This is a genomic window from Muricoprocola aceti (genome assembly GCF_025567005.1).
Lineage (GTDB): Bacteria > Bacillota > Clostridia > Lachnospirales > Lachnospiraceae > Marvinbryantia > Marvinbryantia aceti.
Genome location: NZ_JAOQKE010000004.1, coordinates 16747 through 37318, shown reverse-complemented (window position 1 = coordinate 37318; position 20572 = coordinate 16747). Strand labels below are relative to the sequence as shown.

General features: G+C 44.0%; 13 protein-coding genes. All 13 read left to right on the top strand.

The features are described 5' to 3' along the window. The first annotated feature begins 21 nt into the window (after positions 1 to 21). The 13 genes from OCV47_RS05320 to OCV47_RS05260 all read left to right on the top strand — a co-directional run bounded on the left by OCV47_RS05320 (position 22) and on the right by OCV47_RS05260 (position 20549). The gene (locus OCV47_RS05320) at positions 22 to 1305 is read left to right on the top strand and encodes a CDP-glycerol glycerophosphotransferase family protein (RefSeq protein ID WP_262654217.1); all 1284 of its coding nucleotides are present in this window, start codon (positions 22 to 24) and stop codon (positions 1303 to 1305) included. Beyond that, positions 1302 to 2246 carry a glycosyltransferase family 2 protein gene (locus OCV47_RS05315; RefSeq protein ID WP_262654216.1) on the top strand — a complete coding sequence of 315 codons (945 nt, stop codon included), beginning with the start codon at positions 1302 to 1304 and terminating at the stop codon, positions 2244 to 2246. The genes OCV47_RS05320 and OCV47_RS05315 overlap by 4 nt, the downstream gene beginning before the upstream one ends. 38 nt (positions 2247 to 2284) lie before the next feature. After that, positions 2285 to 3199 carry a dTDP-4-dehydrorhamnose reductase gene (gene rfbD, locus OCV47_RS05310; protein WP_256296775.1) on the top strand — a complete coding sequence of 305 codons (915 nt, stop codon included), beginning with the start codon at positions 2285 to 2287 and terminating at the stop codon, positions 3197 to 3199. A gap of 4 nt (positions 3200 to 3203) precedes the next feature. Continuing rightward, positions 3204 to 4013: an ABC transporter permease gene (locus OCV47_RS05305; protein ID WP_256296773.1), complete on the top strand. Its 810-nt coding sequence runs from the start codon at positions 3204 to 3206 to the stop codon at positions 4011 to 4013. Positions 4014 to 4027: 14 nt separating this feature from the next. Continuing rightward, positions 4028 to 5281, top strand: a complete 1254-nt coding sequence (locus OCV47_RS05300; RefSeq protein WP_117447803.1) for an ABC transporter ATP-binding protein — start codon at positions 4028 to 4030, stop codon at positions 5279 to 5281. Positions 5282 to 5284: 3 nt separating this feature from the next. Next, positions 5285 to 9139, top strand: a complete 3855-nt coding sequence (locus OCV47_RS05295; protein WP_262654215.1) for a glycosyltransferase — start codon at positions 5285 to 5287, stop codon at positions 9137 to 9139. Positions 9140 to 9168: 29 nt separating this feature from the next. Then, on the top strand, positions 9169 to 10776 hold the full coding sequence (locus OCV47_RS05290; protein ID WP_262654214.1) for a glycosyltransferase family 2 protein: 1608 nt from the start codon (positions 9169 to 9171) through the stop codon (positions 10774 to 10776). A 20-nt stretch (positions 10777 to 10796) separates the two neighbouring features. After that, positions 10797 to 13502, top strand: coding sequence for a YfhO family protein (locus tag OCV47_RS05285; protein WP_262654213.1), 2706 nt, complete (start codon positions 10797 to 10799; stop codon positions 13500 to 13502). Next, positions 13499 to 14638: a dTDP-4-amino-4,6-dideoxygalactose transaminase gene (gene rffA, locus OCV47_RS05280; protein ID WP_262654212.1), complete on the top strand. Its 1140-nt coding sequence runs from the start codon at positions 13499 to 13501 to the stop codon at positions 14636 to 14638. Before OCV47_RS05285 ends, rffA begins: the two co-directional genes overlap by 4 nt. Before the next feature lie 15 nt (positions 14639 to 14653). After that, entirely contained in the window at positions 14654 to 16552 is a 1899-nt protein-coding gene (locus OCV47_RS05275; RefSeq protein ID WP_262654211.1) for a glycosyltransferase family 2 protein, read from the top strand. 20 nt (positions 16553 to 16572) lie between these two features. Continuing rightward, positions 16573 to 17532, top strand: coding sequence for a glycosyltransferase family 2 protein (locus OCV47_RS05270; protein ID WP_117447812.1), 960 nt, complete (start codon positions 16573 to 16575; stop codon positions 17530 to 17532). Positions 17533 to 17620: 88 nt separating this feature from the next. Beyond that, positions 17621 to 19021 carry an undecaprenyl-phosphate glucose phosphotransferase gene (locus tag OCV47_RS05265; protein WP_262654209.1) on the top strand — a complete coding sequence of 467 codons (1401 nt, stop codon included), beginning with the start codon at positions 17621 to 17623 and terminating at the stop codon, positions 19019 to 19021. A gap of 25 nt (positions 19022 to 19046) precedes the next feature. Then, positions 19047 to 20549, top strand: a complete 1503-nt coding sequence (locus tag OCV47_RS05260; RefSeq protein ID WP_262654207.1) for an LCP family protein — start codon at positions 19047 to 19049, stop codon at positions 20547 to 20549. Positions 20550 to 20572 lie beyond the last annotated feature (23 nt).

Below are 20572 nucleotides of genomic sequence, written 5' to 3'. Positions count from 1 at the left end.
AGACAACAAGGAGCAGTAATTATGGGAAAAATAAAAGAAACATTAAGAAATACACCACTTTTATCTGTCTGGCATTTTGTCAAGACAAAGCCGCCAGTAAAGCAGATGCGTTCACTGGCAGGAAAATGGCGCCGTTATTATACACTGAAGATCAAGCTCCCACGTATCTATCGTAAGTATGCCAGTCAGCCGGTAGATGAAAAGAAGGTGGTTTTTTTTGAAGTGAGACTGGCGGAACTGACTAACAGTCTTCAGACGCTTCACAGGACCATTACCGAGATGGGAGGGTATGAGGTACATACCCATTTCCTGAGACTGTCCTTTGCCAGCAGAAGACAGTATGATAAGAACTGTGTGGAATTTGTAAAAGATATTGCAACTGCAAAATATATATTTGCTGATGAGGCATCCAATGTACTCAGCTGTGTGCCAATGCGTCCGGAGACGATTGTGACTCAGACCTGGCATGGATGCGGGGCATTTAAAAAATTCGGATTCAGTACAGCAGATCTGATCTTTGGACTGAATCGGGAACAGCAGCTAAAATATCCATTTTATAAAAACTATACTTATGTGACCTTAAGCAGTCCGGAAGTAGCATGGGCTTATGAAGAGGCCATGAATCTGTCGGATCGTCCGGAGGTGTTAAAGGCTACCGGAATCAGTCGTACGGATGTATTTTTTGATCCGGACTTTATTGCGAAAGCTTATGAAAAACTGCATCAGCAGATGCCAGAAAGTAAAGGCAGGAAAGTTATTCTCTATGCACCGACATTCCGGGGAAGAGTTGCCCATGGTGAAGCACCGGATAAGCTGGACATTCCAATGTTCCAGAAAGCACTGGGAGAAGAATATGTGCTGTTGATCAAGCAGCATCCGTTAGTAAGAGTTCGTCCGGAAGTTCCGAAGGAATGCAGAGGATTTGCCATGGATGTGACAGAAACAATGGCGATTGATGATCTGCTTTGTGTGGCGGATATCTGTATTTCTGACTATTCTTCACTGGTATTTGAATATTCGCTGTTTGAAAAACCGATGATCTTCTTTGCCTATGACAAGGCGGAATACGATGACTGGAGAGGGTTCTATTATAATTACGAAGAGATGACTCCAGGACCGATCTGTACAGAGAATGAAGAAATGCTGGATTATATCCTGCATCTGGATACCAGATTTGACAAACAACAGATCATTGATTTTAAATATAAGTTTATGCGTTCCTGTGATGGTCATGCAACAGAGAGAATCCTGGATATGGTCATGGGAGAGCAGAAAAGCGCCAAAAAGGAGGCAGCAGCGAAATGAAACTATTGTCCGTGATACTTCCGGCATACAACGAAGAGAAGATGATTGAAAAAGCACGGGACACATTAGGCCGGATCTTAAGTGAACAGGACATTCCATATGAGATCGTATTTGTAGATGACGGATCGAAGGATCAGACGTGGTCAGAGATTGAAAAAGCAGCAGAAAAAGATAACCATGTGGCGGGAGTGCATTTTTCCAGAAACTTTGGGAAAGAATCTGCTATGATGGCTGGTCTGGCCAGTGCAGGAGGAGATTGCTGCGTGGTAATGGACTGTGATCTGCAGCATCCGCCGGAAACGGTAGTAGAGATGTATCGTCTCTGGGAACAGGGGTATGAAGTAGTAGAAGGTGTCAAGCACAGCCGTGGAAAAGAAAGCCTGGCACACAGGGCAAGTGCGGGAATGTTTTATAAGATTATATCCAAGGCAGTAGGCATCGACATGTCCAGAGCGTCTGATTTCAAGCTGCTGGATCGGAAGGCAGTGGATGCGCTTTTAGAGATGCCGGAACGGAATGCTTTTTTCCGTGCCCTGTCTGCGTGGATTGGATATAAAACCACATCAGTGGAATTCGATGTGCGGGAAAGAGAAGAAGGAGTATCCAAGTGGTCTACCAAATCACTGATTCGCTATGCCATTACGAATATTGTATCCTTTTCCTCGGCACCAATGCAGCTTGTAACCGGAGCAGGAGTGTTTATGTTCCTGTTGGCTGTCGTACTGGGAATTCAGACACTGGTTCATTATTTTACCGGTAATGCCGTAGAGGGATTTACAACAGTGATTCTGCTGCTGTTGCTGATAGGAAGCATTCTGATGATCAGTCTTGGAATTATTGGCTATTATATTTCAAAGATCTATGAAGAGGTAAAAGGAAGACCTCGTTACCTGATTTCCAGAAAGATTGACAGTCAGGTAAAGGAGCAGAGAAACAGATAAATAAAAAAGATTCCGCACAGGAAAGATGGGAGGAAAGAATGAAGATATTTGTAACAGGTGTTGCAGGTCAGCTGGGACACGATGTCATGAACGAACTGGCAAAAAGAGGATATGAAGGAATCGGAAGTGACCTGGCTCCGGAATATACCGGGATTCAGGATGGCAGTGCAGTGACAAAAATGCCATATGTATCGCTGGATATTACAAATAAAAACGCTGTAGAACAGACACTGGAACAGATCCACCCAGATGTGGTGATTCATTGTGCCGCATGGACTGCAGTGGATATGGCTGAAGACGATGACAAGGTAGAGAAGGTACGTGCAGTCAATGCAGGGGGAACAGAGAATATTGCACTGGTCTGCAAAAAACTGGACTGCAAGATGGTCTATATCAGTACGGACTATGTTTTTGATGGTCAGGGAGAGACCCCATGGGATCCGGACTGCAAAGACTATAAACCAATGAATGTATACGGACAGACCAAGCTGGAAGGCGAACTGGCAGTCAGCCGCAATCTGGAAAAATATTTTATCGTCCGTATTGCCTGGGTATTTGGGGTTAACGGTAAGAACTTTATCAAAACGATGCTGAATGTGGGCAAAACTCATGATACGGTTCGTGTTGTAAAAGACCAGATTGGTACACCGACCTATACTTATGATCTGGCAAGACTTCTGATCGATATGGTTGAGACCGACAAATATGGTTATTATCATGCTACCAATGAGGGCGGTTATATTTCCTGGTATGATTTTACATGTGAGATTTATCGTCAGGCAGGATATGACACAAAGGTGATACCGGTAACGACAGAAGAATATGGCATGTCCAAGGCAGCACGTCCATTCAACAGCAGACTGGATAGGAGCAAGCTGGTAAAGAACGGATTTACTCCATTACCGACCTGGCAGGATGCGTTAAGCCGATACCTGAAGATAATCCAGGGGTGAATCTATGAAGCAGTTAATGACAATACCGTCAGAGTTTTATCAGAACAGAAAACTGATCTGGACGCTGGCGAAAAATGATTTTCGTACCAAATATGCAGGATCTTATCTAGGTATCATCTGGGCTTTTGTACAGCCGGTGGTGACAGTGATGGTATACTGGTTTGTATTTGGCGTGGTACGACAGGGAGCACCAAAGGCGGTCCCATTTGTATTATGGCTGGTATGTGGCCTGGTGCCATGGTTTTTCTTTCAGGAAGCTCTGGTACAGAGTACCAATGCGTTGATAGAATACAGTTATCTGGTCAAAAAAGTAGTATTTAAGATCAGTATTCTGCCACTCATCAAAGTAATTGCCTCTTTATTTGTGCATATTTTCTTTGTAGCATTTACGCTGGTACTGTTTTGCTGTTACGGTTATTTTCCGGATCTTTATGTGATTCAGTTGCTGTATTACAGTTTTTGTGCATTTGCACTGGTACTGTCTATGGCCTATATTACCAGTGCAGTAGTGGTGTTTTTCCGTGACCTGACACATCTGATAACGATTCTGCTGCAGATTGGTATCTGGATGACACCGATTATGTGGGATTTTACGGATATGGGAATTTCGGAATCAGCCCTGGCTGCCAGAATCCTGAAGCTAAATCCGATGTATTATATTGTTTCCGGGTATCGAAATGCACTGATTGACAAACAATGGTTCTGGGAGCATCCTGGAATGACCCTGTATTTCTGGGCGTTGACAGTCATTTTGTTTGTGTTCGGGACAAGATTATTTCAGAAGTTAAAAGTACATTTTGCAGATGTGCTGTAAGAGGTAGAAAAGATATGAGTGATGTGGCCATTTCGGTGGAACACCTGAGCAAACGATATAAATTATATGAAAAGCCATCTGACCGGCTGAAAGAAGCACTGGGAAGAAAGGTGAATGTAAAAGAACACTATGCACTGCATGATGTGAACTTCCAGATTCAAAAGGGAGAATGTGTAGGAATTATTGGAACCAATGGTTCAGGAAAGTCTACGGTACTGAAGATCATCACCGGAGTGGTGAACCCTACGGAAGGGGAGGTAAAGGTAGATGGAAGAATTTCCGCACTGCTGGAGCTGGGAGCAGGATTCAATATGGAATATACCGGTCTGGAAAATATCTATCTGAATGGAACCATGATTGGATTTTCCAGAGAGGAAATTGACCAGAAACTGGATGCTATTCTCTCTTTTGCTGATATCGGAGAGTTTGTGCATCAGCCGGTGAAGACTTACTCCAGCGGAATGTTTGTCCGTCTGGCCTTTGCAGTAGCCATCAATATTGACCCGGAGATCCTGATTGTTGATGAGGCACTTTCCGTAGGAGATGTATTTTTTCAGTCTAAATGTTACAGAAAGTTTGAAGAATTCAAGAAGATGGGAAAAACCATTGTGTTTGTCAGTCATGATCTGGGCAGTATCAGTCGTTACTGCGACCGTGTGATACTATTGAACAAGGGCGTGATCCTGGACAGTGGCAATCCCAAAGAGATGATCAATCTGTACAAGAAAGTACTGGTGCAGATGGATGGCGAAAAGAATAAGGCGGCAGGAACAGAAAAAGAAGGTGTATTTGAGCGTCCGTTTAGCCGAAATCCCAATGTATTGGAATATGGAGGGCAGGAAGCCGAAATCGTGGATTTTACCATAGAAGATGAAAATGGACTGGCGGGAAATACCATTGAAAAAATGACACCGTTTACCATTAAATATAAAGTAGTTTTCCATGAGGATGTAAATGCACCGATTTATACGTTCACGATCAAGGATCTGAAAGGAACCGAGATCACCGGTACGAATACCATGTATGAAAGGGTAACGATTGAACCGAAGAAAAAGGGAGACAGCCAGATTGTCAGCTTTACCCAAAACATGAACCTGCAGGGCGGAGAGTACCTTTTGTCTATCAGCTGTACCGGATACGAGAATGGAGAATTCAACGTGTACCACAGACTATATGATGTGTGCAGTATTTCTGTGGTATCCGATAAAAATACCGTTGGATTTTATGATATGGATTCAGAGATAACAGTACAGGACAGCGGAGAATAAAGAATGAGAAGTAAGATTGGCAAGGTAGTCATAGATGCGGCTTATGGTCTGCAGACGTCTGAGCAGGCAACCGAAGAAGAAAGAAAAATAGAGGAGATTGTTTCCAACTGTCAGGAAAATGAATATAATGCCAAAATTGCCCGGGAGAAAAACTGGGCTATTTTGTTTTCCCTGTCCCATATAAGAGGAAATGCCATCGAGTGGCTTCCTGTTTCACAGGGAGAAAAAGTTCTGGAGATCGGCTCTGGTTATGGAGCGCTTACATCAGTTCTGGCAGAAAAATCAGGCTTTGTAACCTGTGTGGAACCTTCTCCGATAAAAAATAAGATCAATGCACAGCGCAATCGAAACAGGGAAGGAATCGAGATCTGTCAGGGGAACTGGATGGAAATATCTCCACATCTGAAAAAAACATATGACTGGATTTTTTTGATGGATGCATGGGGGGAAGCTGCAAGCTGGATCGATGGAGCAGATCCATGGGCGGAATTACTGAAAAGTGTGAAGGAGTACCTGGCACCGGGCGGAAAGATTGTGCTGGCATCGGATAACCGTCTGGGGCTGCGATATTTTGCCGGGTGCAGAGAACCCTATTCTCAGGAATACTTCCGTGGCATAGAAGGATATGCGGAAAATGCCGGAAAGAAGACATTTTCCCGTCCGGAGATGGAACAGGTGATACATTTGGCAGGACTGGAACAGATAGAGTTTTATTATCCATATCCGGATTATCATCTGCCAATGACGATTTATTCAGATGAACATCTGCCAAAAGTAGGAGAACTTTGGGATAATCTGCGTAATTTTGATCAGGAAAGATATCTTTTCTTTGATGAGATGAAGGCATTTGATCAGATTATTAAGGATGGATTGTTCCCGGTATTTTCGAATTCCTTTCTGGCTGTTATCCGGGCAGAAAAAGAACAGGTACCGCAGGCACGAACCATTTTTTCCAAATATTCCAATGAACGGGCAAGAGCGTTTGCCATCCGTACAGATATCTGGAAGGATGAAGAGGGCATCCGCCATGTCGGGAAAGCAGCGTGTTACCCGGAAGGACGCAGACATATAGATCAGCTGCCGAGCTGGATGGAACAGCTGACGGATGTCTATAAAGATGTGGGGATTACCATGAATACCTGTCATATGGGAGATGAGAGAATTGAGATCGATTTTCTGAAAGGTCAGACGCTGGAAGAAAAGATGGATCATTTCCTTTTGGAAGGAAAGGCAGAAGATGCCATCAGAGAACTGATGCGTTACATTCAGGCAGTGCGTCAGGCAGGCAGCAGCCAGAAATTCTATGTGACACCAGAGTTTGAGCAGGTATTTGGGCCGGTGTTGCTGCCGGAGGGACTGACCTGCGGGGCAGTCACAGATATCGATATGGTGGCCGGAAACGCTATTTGTTGTGAGCAGGGCTGGGTTCATATGGATTATGAATGGTCTTTTGACTTTCCGATACCGGTGAATTATGTCATTTATCGAATTATTCAGAATTATCTCTATGGAAATGTGGAGAGAAAAGCACTAAATAAGGAATTGTTGTATAAAAGAGCAGGCCTGACGGAACAGGAGATCGCACAGTATACAGATATGGAAGCAGCATTCCAGCATTATATTACCGGAAAGCATGTGCCGCTGCGGTATTTGTATGAAGAAATTTCACCTGGATGTGTGAATTTCCAGGCGGAAGAGGCGAACCGAAAGGCAGTTGCCCTGGCAAATGCCCAGGCGAATAAAGGAATTGAAGTATTTGTAGATACCTTTGAGATTGCCATGAATGGAATTCATGTGAACGGATGGGCGGTCAGCAAGGCAGATAAACAGGTCAGCTTTGCATTACTGGATGAGCAGGGCAGAGAACTGGAGACAGTCAGGACAGAATATTTGTATCGCCGGGATGTAGTAGATCAGTTCAAACTTAGCGGCAAGAACAGCAAAGCAGGGTTTCATCTGGAATGCAGACTGCCAGAAGCGGTTCAGAAGAATCGAAAGTTTACACTGGTGGCCAGGGATGGCAGCAGTGAGGTGCAGTTCCCGATACCTGTAGAAAAGCTGCGGATCAAGCAGAGCAGGATCGGAAAAAAACTGATGGATCTTCGGGGAGCAAAAGATACCATATCCTATATTGCACCTCATGAGATGGGGCTGTTTGGTGAGTCCGACAGTTATCGGGTGGAAAACCAGCGTTTTGATACCTGGAGAATGGCACATCAGTTTACCGAAAAACAGCGGATCAGTCAGCAGAAAACAGTTTTCGCAGAGAATCCAAAGATCAGTGTGATCCTGCCAGTAAGAGATGGACAGACAAAGGCAGCTGCAGAGACCCTGGAAAGCATACGTCATCAGACTGTAGCAAACTGGGAAGTGCTGATGGTCAGTGAAAAGAAGCTGAAAAAAGAGGATGAAAAAGTACGGGGAATCGCAGTAGAAGCAGATGCGGATCTGGGAGCCCGTATGGAAGCCGGAAGAAAGCAGGGAAAAGGAGACTGGCTGCTGTTTATGGAACCGGGAGATATTCTGGAACCGGGGGCATTTTACCAGATCTGTCAGAAAATCAACCGGGAAACGAAAGTAAAACTGATCTATTCAGATTCAGATAAAATAGATTTTGAGACACACACCATTTTTGAACCACAATTTAAGCCGGATGACAGCCCATATACCCTGCAAAGTGGCAACTATATTGGAAACAGTATCTGGATCCATGACAAACTGGCAGAAGAGGTGGGAGGTATCCGGGAAGGATATGGCAGTCAGCCACTGTATGATCTGATCCTGCGCTGCAGAGAGAAAACAGATCAGATATCCCATATCAGCGAAATTCTGTATCATGAGAGCTGCCCGATGGAGAGAGATCTGAAAGGCAGACAGGAGTTGTGCAGAAAATGGGATGATGGAAAACGGGTACTGGAAAGTTATTACGCTTCAGCACAGATCCAGGCACAGGTGACCTGGGCCAATTATCCACTGCGCTACCGGGTGAAATGGCAGGTAAAAGGAAGTCCAAAAGTATCTGTGATTATTCCGAATCAGGATCATATTGCAGATCTGGAGCAGTGCCTCAGATCCATACAGAAAAAGACTACCTATACCAATTATGAAGTGCTGGTAGTGGAAAATAACAGCCGTCAGCCACAGACCTTTGCCTGGTATGAGAAGATGCTGCAAAGATACAGAAAGGTAAAACTTCTGAAGTGGGAGAAGGAATTTAATTATTCTGCTATTAACAATTTCGCAGCAAAGCAGGCAGAAGGAGAGTATCTGATTTTCTTAAATAATGATACCGAAATCCTCACACCGGACTGGATCCAGGAGATGTTGTCTGTATGCCAGCAGAAAAAAGTAGGAGTAGTAGGGGCAAAGCTTTATTACCCGGATGATACCATCCAACATGCAGGGGTGATTCTGGGACTGAGCAATATTGCAGGACATCTGTTTGTGAAAGAGCCTGGCAATATCAGTGGATACATGGGAAGAGCCTGTACCATGCAGAACTTAAGTGCGGTAACAGCAGCCTGTATGATGGCATCAGCTGAAATATTCCGCAAAGTAGGCGGATTTGAAGAAAAACTACAGGTAGCCCTGAATGATGTAGACTTTTGTATGAAAGTTCAGGAAGCCGGAGAAATGGTTGTATTTCAGCCGGAGGCAGAGCTGTATCACTATGAATCTAAATCCAGAGGACTGGAGGACACACCGGAGAAAAAAGCACGCTATGACCGTGAGGTGGCTTATTTTCGTGGACGGTGGAAGGAAATACTGGAAAAAGGAGATCCATATTATAATGTGAATCTTTCTCGTACCACCTGGAACTGTACCTTCCGAATTCCGCCGGCAGCAGAGAGAAAATAATAATCAACAAAAGGAGCGCAGGCGTTACGATGTCAGATCTGAAGAAAAAACTGGATAAAGGAATCGCATATCTGAAACGAAACGGTGTGCGTAAGACAATCTGCCGGGCGGGACGAAAAGCCGTTCTGTCCAGAGAAGTTTCCTATGAGGCATGGCTGAAAGGGCATGTGGCAGATGAAAAAGAACTGGAAAGACAGAAAAAAGCGGTAGCAGAGCATCCAGTGAAAGTGGCAATATGGCTGTTTCCGGCAGCCGGACCGGGCAGTTCGACTCTGGAGAGTCTGATGTGTCAGAGCGCAGGCAGATTCCCGATTTTTACAGCCAGAGAGCTGCAGCAGCAGACGGAAGCTGTCGGATGGAAGAAGGCAGAATATGTTCTGCTGATCCGTGAAGGAACGCAGCTTCGCCCGGAGGCAGTCTATGAGATGACAAAAGAAGCTGCAAAACAGAAAAGATCTGCGGTACTGTATACGGATCATGATGTGGCCGGAACAGATGGACATCTGAAAAATCCGTTTTGCAAGCCGGATTATGATCCGGTATGGCAGAAGCAGCAGAATTATATGGGAAGTGTGCTTCTGGTGGAGCGGACGATAGCAGAGGCACTGGAGAGATGGCTTTTGGTGCAGGAACCGGATTTTATTCTGGCAGGAACGGAAAAATTTTGGAGGGCGCTTCTAAATCAGGCAGTTCAGTCAGCTAAAGATGTGATTCATCTGCCGGCATTACTGTATCACGTCAATGAAATACTGGAAACGGAGATGGCAGAGCTGTCATCAGTTCCCCCAATAGATGGCCGAAAGAGAAATCCGCTTTTGTCTGTGATTATTCCCAATAAAGATCATATCGAAGACCTGAGACTCTGCGTGAAGAGTCTTCTGGATCAGGGGGAATATGAATCCCTGGAGATCCTGATTGTGGAAAACAACAGTGAGGAGGAGGCCACCTTTCAGGGATATGAAGAAATGAAGAAGGCGGATGAAAGAATCCAGCTGTTAAACTGGAGTGGTGTTTTTAATTATTCAGCAATCAACAATGACGCGGTGAAAAAAGCACATGGAGAGTATCTGTTGTTTCTGAATAACGATACTAAAATAAAAGAACCGGGAGCATTGTGGGAACTGATGGATTGTATACAGAGAGAAAAAGCCGGTGCAGTAGGAGCAAGACTTTTTTATGGCGATCTGACCATCCAGCATGCAGGTGTAGTGCTTGGATACGGAGGAATTGCGGGACATGCCTTTGAAGGTATGTCGCAGACAGAATATGAGAACCTGCGTTACGCGAAGGTGATTCGGCAGATGTCAGCTGTGACGGCTGCCTGTATGTTGGTGGACCGCAGGGCATTTGAACAAATCGGGGGATTTACAGAAAAGCTGGGAGTAGCTTATAATGACATTGATCTTTGCATGAAGCTGAGAAAAGCAGGCTGGACGATACTGTATGATCCGGCTGCACAGATGTATCATTACGAGTCTCAGACCAGGGGATTTGAAATGAACACAGAGAAAGCAGAACGTGTAAAGCGTGAGGCAGAGTATTTCTGTCAGACATGGAAAGAGGAACTTCACAGGGGAGATCCATTTTATAATGCCAGTCTTACGCTGGAAAAACCAGATTTTTCCCTGAAAAGATAAAATCGGAGGAGAAGTATCAGATGAAAAATGAAAGAATCAATCGCAATACCATTCTGCTGATGTGGTTTTTGGTGGGACTGGGTTGCCTCTATATTTTCCATATGTACGTCATCGGCAATTATACCATTGCTTTTTACGATGTGGGTACCGATGGAAAAGATCAGTATATTATGTGGTATAACGGAATTGTAAACAGCCTGCGGGATGGCAATTTTTCTCCGTGGGATTTCCGAAACGGGTTCGGCATGAATACCATGGGACATCACCTGACAGAGCCGTTCCTGATTCCGATCTATATTCTGGGGGTGATCTTCGGACCGGAGCATATCACCTGGTATATGGTGTGGATGGAGATTTTCCGTATTTTTGTAGCGGCAACTCTGTGCTACTGGTATCTGTCAGAATTTGATTTCAGTGAGAAGTCCAAGCTGATTGCTACCGTGATCTATGCATTCAACAGTTACATGATGGTGTGGGGACAGCATTATGCACTGGGAAGTTCTGTAGTATATTTCCCTGCGATCCTGATTTTTGCAGAACGTGTTGTAAAAAAGAAAAAGTTCAGCATCGGACTTTGTCTGATCAGTTGTCTGGCTATGCTTAGCAGTTTTTATCAGGGCTATATGTGTATGTTCGGCGGCGGAGCCTATATCTGTATTCGTATTCTTATGCAGGAGAAGGAGACGATCCGGGAAAGAGGAAAGGCATTCTTTGCCGGAGCAGGAGCGATGATTCTGGGAGTTCTGATGTCTGCATGGCGTTTTTTCCCATCTGCAGCAGCACAGGTTGGTTCCAGCGAGCGTATGGCAGCAAAGCAGTCTCTGGTGGAACGTCTTTTCCACATCAGGCTGTGGAGTACGGGAATTAATAAGTCTGTTATTTACCGTCTGTTTTCCAGCTGTATTCAGGGAAACGGAAATGAGACATATGTGGGATCACGGAATTTTTATGAAGATCCGGAACTGTTCTTTTCTACCTTATTTGTTATTTTACTGATTCAGTATCTGGTATGCATTCCAAAACAGAAGGGCAGCAGACGCAGTAAATGTATGCAGTATCTCTGCGTGATCCTGTGTACAGCAAGTGTAGTGATTACGAACGTGACCACTTTATTTAATGGATTGTACGGCCCGTTTTTCCGTCACACATTTGTTCTGATGCCGGTGTTTGCTGTGATGATATGTCTGGTGCTGGATCGGATCTTGAAGGAAAAACAGTTAAATATGCCGGCACTGATCATTTCCGTACTGATGATTACTGCAGTTTATATGAAGGCTTACCGTATCCTGCCGGAACAGCAGTTCAAAGATAATGCTATGATTTTATGGCTGACCGGACTTGGGATGGCAGCTCTGTTATGGATGTACTGTAAGAATAAATTCCTGGATGGCAGGACCTGTTATACTTTGTTGCTGCTGATCGTGACGATCAATATCGTGTCAGACTCTTATCTGTGTTATAATGATCGTGTGGCACTGCCAAAGAATCATCCGGAATATTTTTCAGAGACCTATCACTCTGATGTCAATGCAGCACTGGACTGGCTGGAAGCCAATGATGATACTTTCTATCGCGTAGAAAAAGATTATTTTACCGCATCCAGCTGTTTTGATTCTCTGGCGCAGGATTATCGTGGCATCAGTGCTTACAATTCCAATCAGAATGCTGATATTAAAGAATTTGTAGCACAGATCTGGCCACAGCTGAATCATGAAAGGGATGTGAATCATATTCAGTTCATGAATGCTCTGTGGGACAGCACATTTGCCGGACTGACGGATGTCAAATATATTTTATCTAAGTCTGGAGATATGGATGTAGATGGTTACGAGCTGATCCATCAGGAGGGCGCTGTATATATATACCAGAATAGCAGAACACAGTCACTTGGCAAATTCTTCACACAGACTATGACTCAGGAACAGTATGAAGCCAATCAGGACAATCTGAATACCAGAGCCCTGCTGACGGATACTCTGATTCTGGAAGATGAGAATGAGAAAACATTAACAGATTCTGAAATAAAAGCATATGAAAAGAAAGAAATCAGTGGTATACTGACAGATGACAGCAGGAAAGTCTATGAGACAGATGCGCAGGATGACACCAAAACGGTTCCGTTTGTAGTAGAACTGAATCTGGATACGCAAAAACGGGCAGCTTATGAATCTGCAATCCTGGAGTTCACGATGCTGGCTGAAAAACGTACCGTTGTAACCGTACAGATCAATGACGGATACAGTCATGACTATGTACATAATTGGGAGACTGAACGGAAGATGCATATCGAGCTTCCAGAAGATGCACAGAAGGTAACACTGACAGTGGAGAATCCGACTGGTTATATCCAGATTAGTGATGTGCAGGTATATGGCACGGAAAAAGAACCGGCATTTTCTGATCAGGCAGAGATTACCGTGGAAGCACCGAAAAAAGACAGTCTTCTGAATGGTCATATCAGAGCTAAAGAAGATGGTTATGTGATGCTGGCAGTTCCGAATGAGAATGGCTGGAGTGTAACTCTGAATGGGGAAAAGCAGGAACTGTCCAATGGAGATTATGGATTTATCAGTTTTCCAGTGGCAGCAGGAGAATATAATATGACGGTAAAATTTACCGCACCGCTGCTTCGACTGGGGGGAGTAGTAAGTGTAATCAGCACATTGGTATTTATCAGTGTGGTAATTATGATAAAAAAACGGGAGAACATAAGGAGAAAGAAATGATCGATTTTAATGTGGCACCTTTTACAGGTAAAGAAACAGAATATATGCAGCAGGCCATTGCAAATGGAAAACTTTGCGGAGACGGACCTTTTACAAAAAAATGTTCCCAGTGGATGAAAGAACATTTTGAGAGCCAGCACTGTCTGCTGACTACATCCTGCACTCATGCGCTGGAGATGGCAGCATATCTGTGTGATATCCAGCCAGGAGATGAAGTAATTATGCCAGCCTATACCTTTGTATCTACTGCCGATGCATTTGTATTACGTGGCGCAAAAATCGTGTTCGTTGATATTAATCCAAAGACTATGAATCTGGATGAGAATCTGATAGAAGAAGCCATTACAGAAAAGACCAGAGCAATTGTACCGGTACATTATGCCGGTGTTGCCTGCGCGATGGATGAGATCATGGCGATTGCCAGAAAACATAATTTACTGGTAGTCGAAGACGCAGCTCAGGGAGTGAATGCATGGTATAAAGGAAAAGCTCTGGGAACCATTGGCGATTTTGGATGTTACAGCTTTCATGAGACAAAGAATTACACCATGGGAGAGGGAGGCGCTCTGTTATTCCAGGAAGATAAATATCAGGAAAAAGCAGAGATCCTGCGAGAAAAAGGAACTGACAGAAGTAAGTTTTTCCGTGGTCAGGTAGACAAGTATACCTGGGTGGATTATGGATCTTCTTACCTCCCAAGCGACCTGAACGCAGCTTATCTGTATGCACAGCTGGAACTGTTTAAGGAAATTAACGACAAACGTATGGCCATCTGGAATCTGTATAATGAGGCATTTGCATCTCTGGAAGAAAAACATCTGGTAGAACGTCCATTTGTTCCAGATTATGCAGTACATAATGCACATATGTATTATTTGAAGTTGAAGAATCTGGAGACCAGAACAGCGTTTATCCGTTATATGAAAGAGAATGGAGTGCAGTGTGTCTTCCATTACATTCCGCTTCATACAGCAACAGCTGGTCAGAAGTTTGGACGATTTCATGGGGAGGACCGCTATACGACCAGAGAAAGCGAAAGACTGGTACGACTGCCAATGTATTATAATCTGGATCTGGCGCAGGCAGAGCAGGTGGCGGAGCTTGTCCTGAAATTCCCAGGCTACCAGGAAATATAAGTATCGGGGGCATACATGGCAAGAAAAGAATATGGTACACAATGGGGAAAAATGATCACATCGATTTCTCCCGCCTATATCAAAAAAGGATACCGTTATCTGAAGCGACATGGCATGAAGCAGTTTCTGATTCGTCTGACAGAACGGTTTCAGCAGGAGGACATTGATTACGAGACCTGGTTTGGGTTAAATAAGGCAACAGAAAAAGAACTGCAGGAGCAGAGAAAGAATCCGCCGGAGCATGGACCGCTCATCAGTATCGTTGTGCCGGTATATCGTACACCGGAGATCTATCTGCGGGAAATGATTGAATCAGTTGTGAATCAGACTTACGGAAACTGGGAACTATGTCTGGCAGATGCCAGTCCAAAAGGCGAACAGCTTCGTCAGGATCTTAAAAAGATAAAGGGCAGAAAAACAAGAGAAGCTCTGATGAAGATTCCGGATGGAGATACGGAGCTGACTTCTGTGATCCGGGAGTACCAGTTAAAAGATTCCAGAATTCGTTATGAGATCCTGAAAGAAAATAAAAGTATCGCAGAGAACTCCAATGCAGCCATGGAGATGGCAACAGGTGATTTTGTGGGACTTCTGGATCATGATGATACCCTGGAACCAAACGCACTGTATGAAGTGGCAGGGAAGATCTGTGAAGATGACCGGGTAGATGTAGTCTATACAGATGAGGACAAAATCAACAGCAAGGGAACAAAACATCTGACACCAAATATGAAGCCGGATTTTAATCTGGATCTGCTTCGTTCCAATAACTATATCTGTCATTTGTTCGTAGTGCGGCGTATTTTAATGGAAAAAGTTGGTGGATTCCGCAAGGAATTTGATGGAGCTCAGGACTATGATTTTATTCTGAGATGTACAGAAGAGGCAGAGAAGATTGCTCATGTGCACAAAGTATTATATCACTGGCGGACGCATGAAAAATCTACTTCAGATAATCCGGAAAGTAAGATTTATGCATTTCATGCAGGCAGGCGAGCAGTAGAAGCCCATCTTCAGAGACTGGGGTTTCAGGCAGAAGTAGAAGAAACCTGCGATCTGGGATACTATCGGGTGAAGTATCCGGTGATTGGCAGTCCGATGGTGTCGATCCTGATCCCGAACAAGGATCAGCTGCAGACACTGAAAAAATGTCTGAAGTCTATCTGGGAAAAGACAGAATACACAAATTATGAAATCCTGATTATCGAGAATAACAGTACAGAAAAAGAAACGTTTGAGTTTTATAAAAAAATTGATGGCAGACATCATGTTCGTGTGCTTTACTGGGATAAGGAATTTAATTATTCTGCTATTAATAATTTTGGTGCAACACAGGCAAAAGGAGAATATCTGCTGCTTCTGAATAATGATACGGAAGTGATTACAAAGGGATGGATGAAAGAACTGCTGTCTCATTGCCAGAGACCGGAAGTGGGGATGGTGGGAGCCAAGCTCTATTTCCCGGATAACACCATTCAGTCAGCAGGAACGATCATCGGAATGGGCGGTATGGCAGATCATGCATTTGTCAATATGGACCGGAAGAAGTCGGGATATATGCACCGGGCATCCATTCAGGTGGATATGAGTGGTGTGACAGCAGCCTGTGCTATGGTAAAGAGATCTGTATATGAGGAAGTCCATGGACTGGAAGAAAAACTGACTGTTGCGTTTAACGATGTAGATCTGGGACTGAAGATTGTGACAGCCGGGTATTTGATCGTATTTGATCCATATGCAGAATTGTATCATTATGAATCAAAGTCCAGAGGCGTCAATGATGAGAAAAAAGAACGACATGCAAGGGAAGTAAAATATACCCAGGAGAAATGGGCAGATTTTCTGGCAGCAGGAGATCCGTGCTATAATCAGAATCTGACCCTGGCAAAGCATAATTTTTCTCTTCGCAAATAAAACCGGAGTATAGAAAATATATGGAAGTAACGGTAATTATACCAAACTGGAATGGAAAAGAATACATCAGCCAGTGCCTGGACAGTCTGAAAGATCAGAGTGTGGGGCAGGTGCCGGTGATTGTAGTAGATAATGCATCGGAAGATGGAAGCAGAGAATGTGTGGCAGAGCAGTATCCATGGGTGAAACTGATCTCGTTGGAACAGAATTACGGATTTTGCAGAGCAGTAAACGAAGGAATTCGTGCGGCACAAACAAAATATGTGATATTGCTGAACAATGATATCCGTGCAGATCGAGATTTTGTCCGATATCTGTTATTGCGTGCAGGTAAGAATGAAAAGCTGTTTTCCTGTCAGGCAAAAATGCTTCAGATGGATCATCCGGATCGCATTGATAATGCAGGCGATCAATACTGCGCGCTTGGATGGGCTTACACAAGAGGAAAAGACTGCCCGGCAGATAAGTTTTCTGAACCGGCAAAGATCTTTTCAGCCTGCGGAGGTGCGGTTCTTTATCGAAGAGAAGTGTTTGACCAGATTGGATTATTTGATGAAGCGCATTTTGCTTATCTGGAAGATGTGGATGTGGGGTATCGGGCACAGATCTGTGGCTATGAAAACTGGTATGAGCCTCAGGCGGTAGTTTACCACAAAGGCAGCGCAGCTACAGGATCCAGACACAATACTTTCAAAGTGTCTCATGCATCCAGAAATAATATTTATCTGATCTATAAGAATATGGCAAGATGGCAGATTCTCATTAACCTGCCATTTCTGTTCGCCGGATGTCTGATAAAGACACTCTATTTTATACCCAAGGGTCTGGGACATATTTACCTTGCTGGCCTGTGGAAAGGCGTACTGCTAAGCAGAAAAGGGGAAAAGTTTACACTTGTACCGGAAAATTTTGACAGATGTTGTAAAATACAGCTGACATTATGGCAAAATACATTTGGCTTATTAAGAAAAAATAAATAAAATTGTAATAAAATTGAAAGAATTATTGCAATTTTCAGATTCGTCATGTATGATGTAAAGGTACGTAGCTTATGAGGGGTGAAATACATTGATAAAGGATAACCAGCAGTATTTTAATCGACTGCATGTTCTGATTGATGCCCTGATTACAGCCGGCTCCTATATGCTGGCGTGGTTTATTCAGATTAAGGTTATAACCGGGGAAGAAATCGGTGTACTTCCGGCAGAGATGTACATGATGGTTCTGATACCGCTGATCCCGGGGATGCTTTTACTGAATTCCGCATTCAACCTGTATACACCAAAGCGGGTACAGGGGCGCAGATTAGAATTAAGCAATATACTAAAAGCAAATCTGTTCGGCATGCTGATTTTTATGGCAGCCGTTACATTGGTAAAGCAGCATGAGTTCTCCAGACAGCTGATCTTTATCTTTTTTGGATTTAATATTTGTTTTGAAACACTGGAGAGGGTCATTATCCGTTGGGGACTACGCAAGATCCGGCGCAGAGGAATGAATTTGAAGCATATTCTTCTGGTTGGTATGGGAGCGGCTGGCAAAGGATATATTGACCGTATTATGGATAATCCGGAATGGGGTTACCATGTATTTGGAATTTTAGATGACAATATGGAACGTACAGCCACCTACCGTGGGATACAGATGATCGGACGGACGGAAGATCTGGAGGATATTCTGAAGGAACATCAGCTGGACGAGATTATCATTGCGCTGAGTTTAAGTGAGTATTATAAACTGGCGCATATTGTTGCGGTCTGTGAGAAGTCGGGGGTGCATACTAAGTTAATTCCTGACTATGGCAATATCATACCAACCAGACCTTATACGGAGGACCTGATGGGACTACCGGTAATCAATATCCGGTATGTACCATTATCCAATACATTCAATGCAATGGCAAAGAGGACAGTGGATATTGTTGGATCACTGGTGTGTATTGTGCTGTTTTCACCGATCATGCTTCTGGCGGCGCTTCTGGTAAAGCTGACTTCACCGGGACCGGTAATCTTCAGACAGGAGAGGGTGGGTCTGCACAATCAGCCATTTGTAATGTATAAGTTCCGTTCCATGCAGGTACAGAGCAAAAGCGGGGAAAAGGCAGGCTGGACCACAAAGAACGATGTCAGAGTAACCGGAGTTGGAAAGTTTATGAGAAGAACCAGCATCGATGAACTCCCACAGCTTTTTAATGTTTTAAAAGGTGAAATGAGCCTGATTGGTCCAAGACCGGAACGTCCACAATTTGTGGAAAAGTTCAGAGAAGAGATCCCGCGCTATATGGTAAAACATCAGGTAAGGCCTGGAATGACAGGCTGGGCACAGGTGAATGGATACCGGGGGGATACTTCGATCCGTAAGAGAATTGACTGTGACCTCTATTATATTGAGAACTGGACCATGGGACTGGATATCAAGATCCTGTTCCTGACGGTTTTTAAAGGATTTATAAATAAAAATGCATATTAGACAACAGGAGAAAAAGGGGAACATTATGGCAAGAAGCAGAGACGAGCGCGAGAACAGAAGAGCCGGAAGAGAAGCCGGCCATACTACGCAGACAAATCAGCAGAATCCAAATGGACAGCAGTATTATCAGCAGAATCCGAACGGACAACAGTATTACCAGCAGAATCCGAACGGACAGCAGTATTACCAGCAGAATCCGAACGGACAGCAGTATTATCAGCAGAATCCGAACGGACAGCAGTATTATCAGCAGAATCCGAATGGACAGCAGTATTACCAGCAGAATCCGAACGGACAACAGTACTATCAGCAGAATCCGAACGGACAACAGCAGTACTACAGACAGAATCCAAACGGACAACAGCAGTATTATCAACAGAATCCATATGGACAGCAAAGATATTATCAGAATGCAAGAGGCCAGCAGGGATATGGTGTTCCTTATCAGGCAGAGATGGCGGAAGCGAATGATAAAAAGAAAAAGAAGAAAAAGAAACGTAAAGTATTATTCGTGTTTGAGATACTGTTATTGCTTGTACTGGCTGTTGGATTATATGCAGCGGCAACACTTTCCAAGGTGCAGCGTGTACAGCTGAAAGATGATGAGATCAAACAGAAGGTACAGGAACAGCTCCCGGAATATACGGCCAAGGCTCTGCAGGGGTATTGGAATATTGCACTGTATGGTGTAGACTCCCGTGAGAACCTGGATGTGGGCCAGAGTGATACGATCATGGTATGCAGCATTAACAAGGATACCAAAGAAGTAAAACTGGCATCTGTATATCGTGATACTTATCTGGAAACCGGCGATGGATCTTACAATTTCCGTAAGGCCACAGATGTTTATGGTATTTATGGAGTAGAACGTTCTATTCAGATGCTGAACGAGAACCTGGATCTGGATATTTCAGACTTCCTGACGGTTAACATGAATGTGGTTGCAGAAGTAGTAAATGATATCGGCGGTGTGGATATTGATGTTCGTGAAGATGAGATCAATTTCCTGAACGGTTATCAGAATGAAGGCTCTGAGATTACCGGCCTGGAAATCGTACCGGTAACATCAGCAGGGATGCAGACACTGAACGGACTTCAGGCATTATCCTATTGCCGTATCCGTTATACTGAGGCGATTGACTCCGAACATGAAGGCCTGGATTATGAACGTACTTACAGACAGAGAAAGGTACTGGAACAGATCCTGGAAAAAGTGAAGAAGATGGATCCAATCACAATTACCAATATCGTTAAGGATGTTATGGGTCAGGTATCTACCAGTCTTTCCACAACTGAGATCCTGAATCTTGCAAAGGATGTGGCTTCTTACAGTCTGACAGATACTACGGGATTCCCATTTGAAAAACAGACAGGCGATGTAGATGCAGGTGACTGCGTTATTCCGGTAAATCTTGCACAGAATGTTACAGAACTGCATCAGTTCTTATTTGCAAATGAAGACTATACACCATCTGATACAGTACAGGGCATAAGTGACGAAATTGCTTATCGTACAGGTATTTCATAAAGTAGATTTTGGGGGACTGTAAA

Coding starts and splice junctions, on each gene's coding strand:
- rffA (WP_262654212.1), top strand. CDS start 13,499: ATGATCGATTTTAATGTGGCACCTTTTACAGGTAAAGAAACAGAATAT.
- OCV47_RS05305 (WP_256296773.1), top strand. CDS start 3,204: ATGAAGCAGTTAATGACAATACCGTCAGAGTTTTATCAGAACAGAAAA.
- OCV47_RS05260 (WP_262654207.1), top strand. CDS start 19,047: ATGGCAAGAAGCAGAGACGAGCGCGAGAACAGAAGAGCCGGAAGAGAA.
- OCV47_RS05315 (WP_262654216.1), top strand. CDS start 1,302: ATGAAACTATTGTCCGTGATACTTCCGGCATACAACGAAGAGAAGATG.
- OCV47_RS05285 (WP_262654213.1), top strand. CDS start 10,797: ATGAAAAATGAAAGAATCAATCGCAATACCATTCTGCTGATGTGGTTT.
- OCV47_RS05320 (WP_262654217.1), top strand. CDS start 22: ATGGGAAAAATAAAAGAAACATTAAGAAATACACCACTTTTATCTGTC.
- OCV47_RS05300 (WP_117447803.1), top strand. CDS start 4,028: ATGAGTGATGTGGCCATTTCGGTGGAACACCTGAGCAAACGATATAAA.
- OCV47_RS05275 (WP_262654211.1), top strand. CDS start 14,654: ATGGCAAGAAAAGAATATGGTACACAATGGGGAAAAATGATCACATCG.
- OCV47_RS05290 (WP_262654214.1), top strand. CDS start 9,169: ATGTCAGATCTGAAGAAAAAACTGGATAAAGGAATCGCATATCTGAAA.
- OCV47_RS05295 (WP_262654215.1), top strand. CDS start 5,285: ATGAGAAGTAAGATTGGCAAGGTAGTCATAGATGCGGCTTATGGTCTG.
- rfbD (WP_256296775.1), top strand. CDS start 2,285: ATGAAGATATTTGTAACAGGTGTTGCAGGTCAGCTGGGACACGATGTC.
- OCV47_RS05270 (WP_117447812.1), top strand. CDS start 16,573: ATGGAAGTAACGGTAATTATACCAAACTGGAATGGAAAAGAATACATC.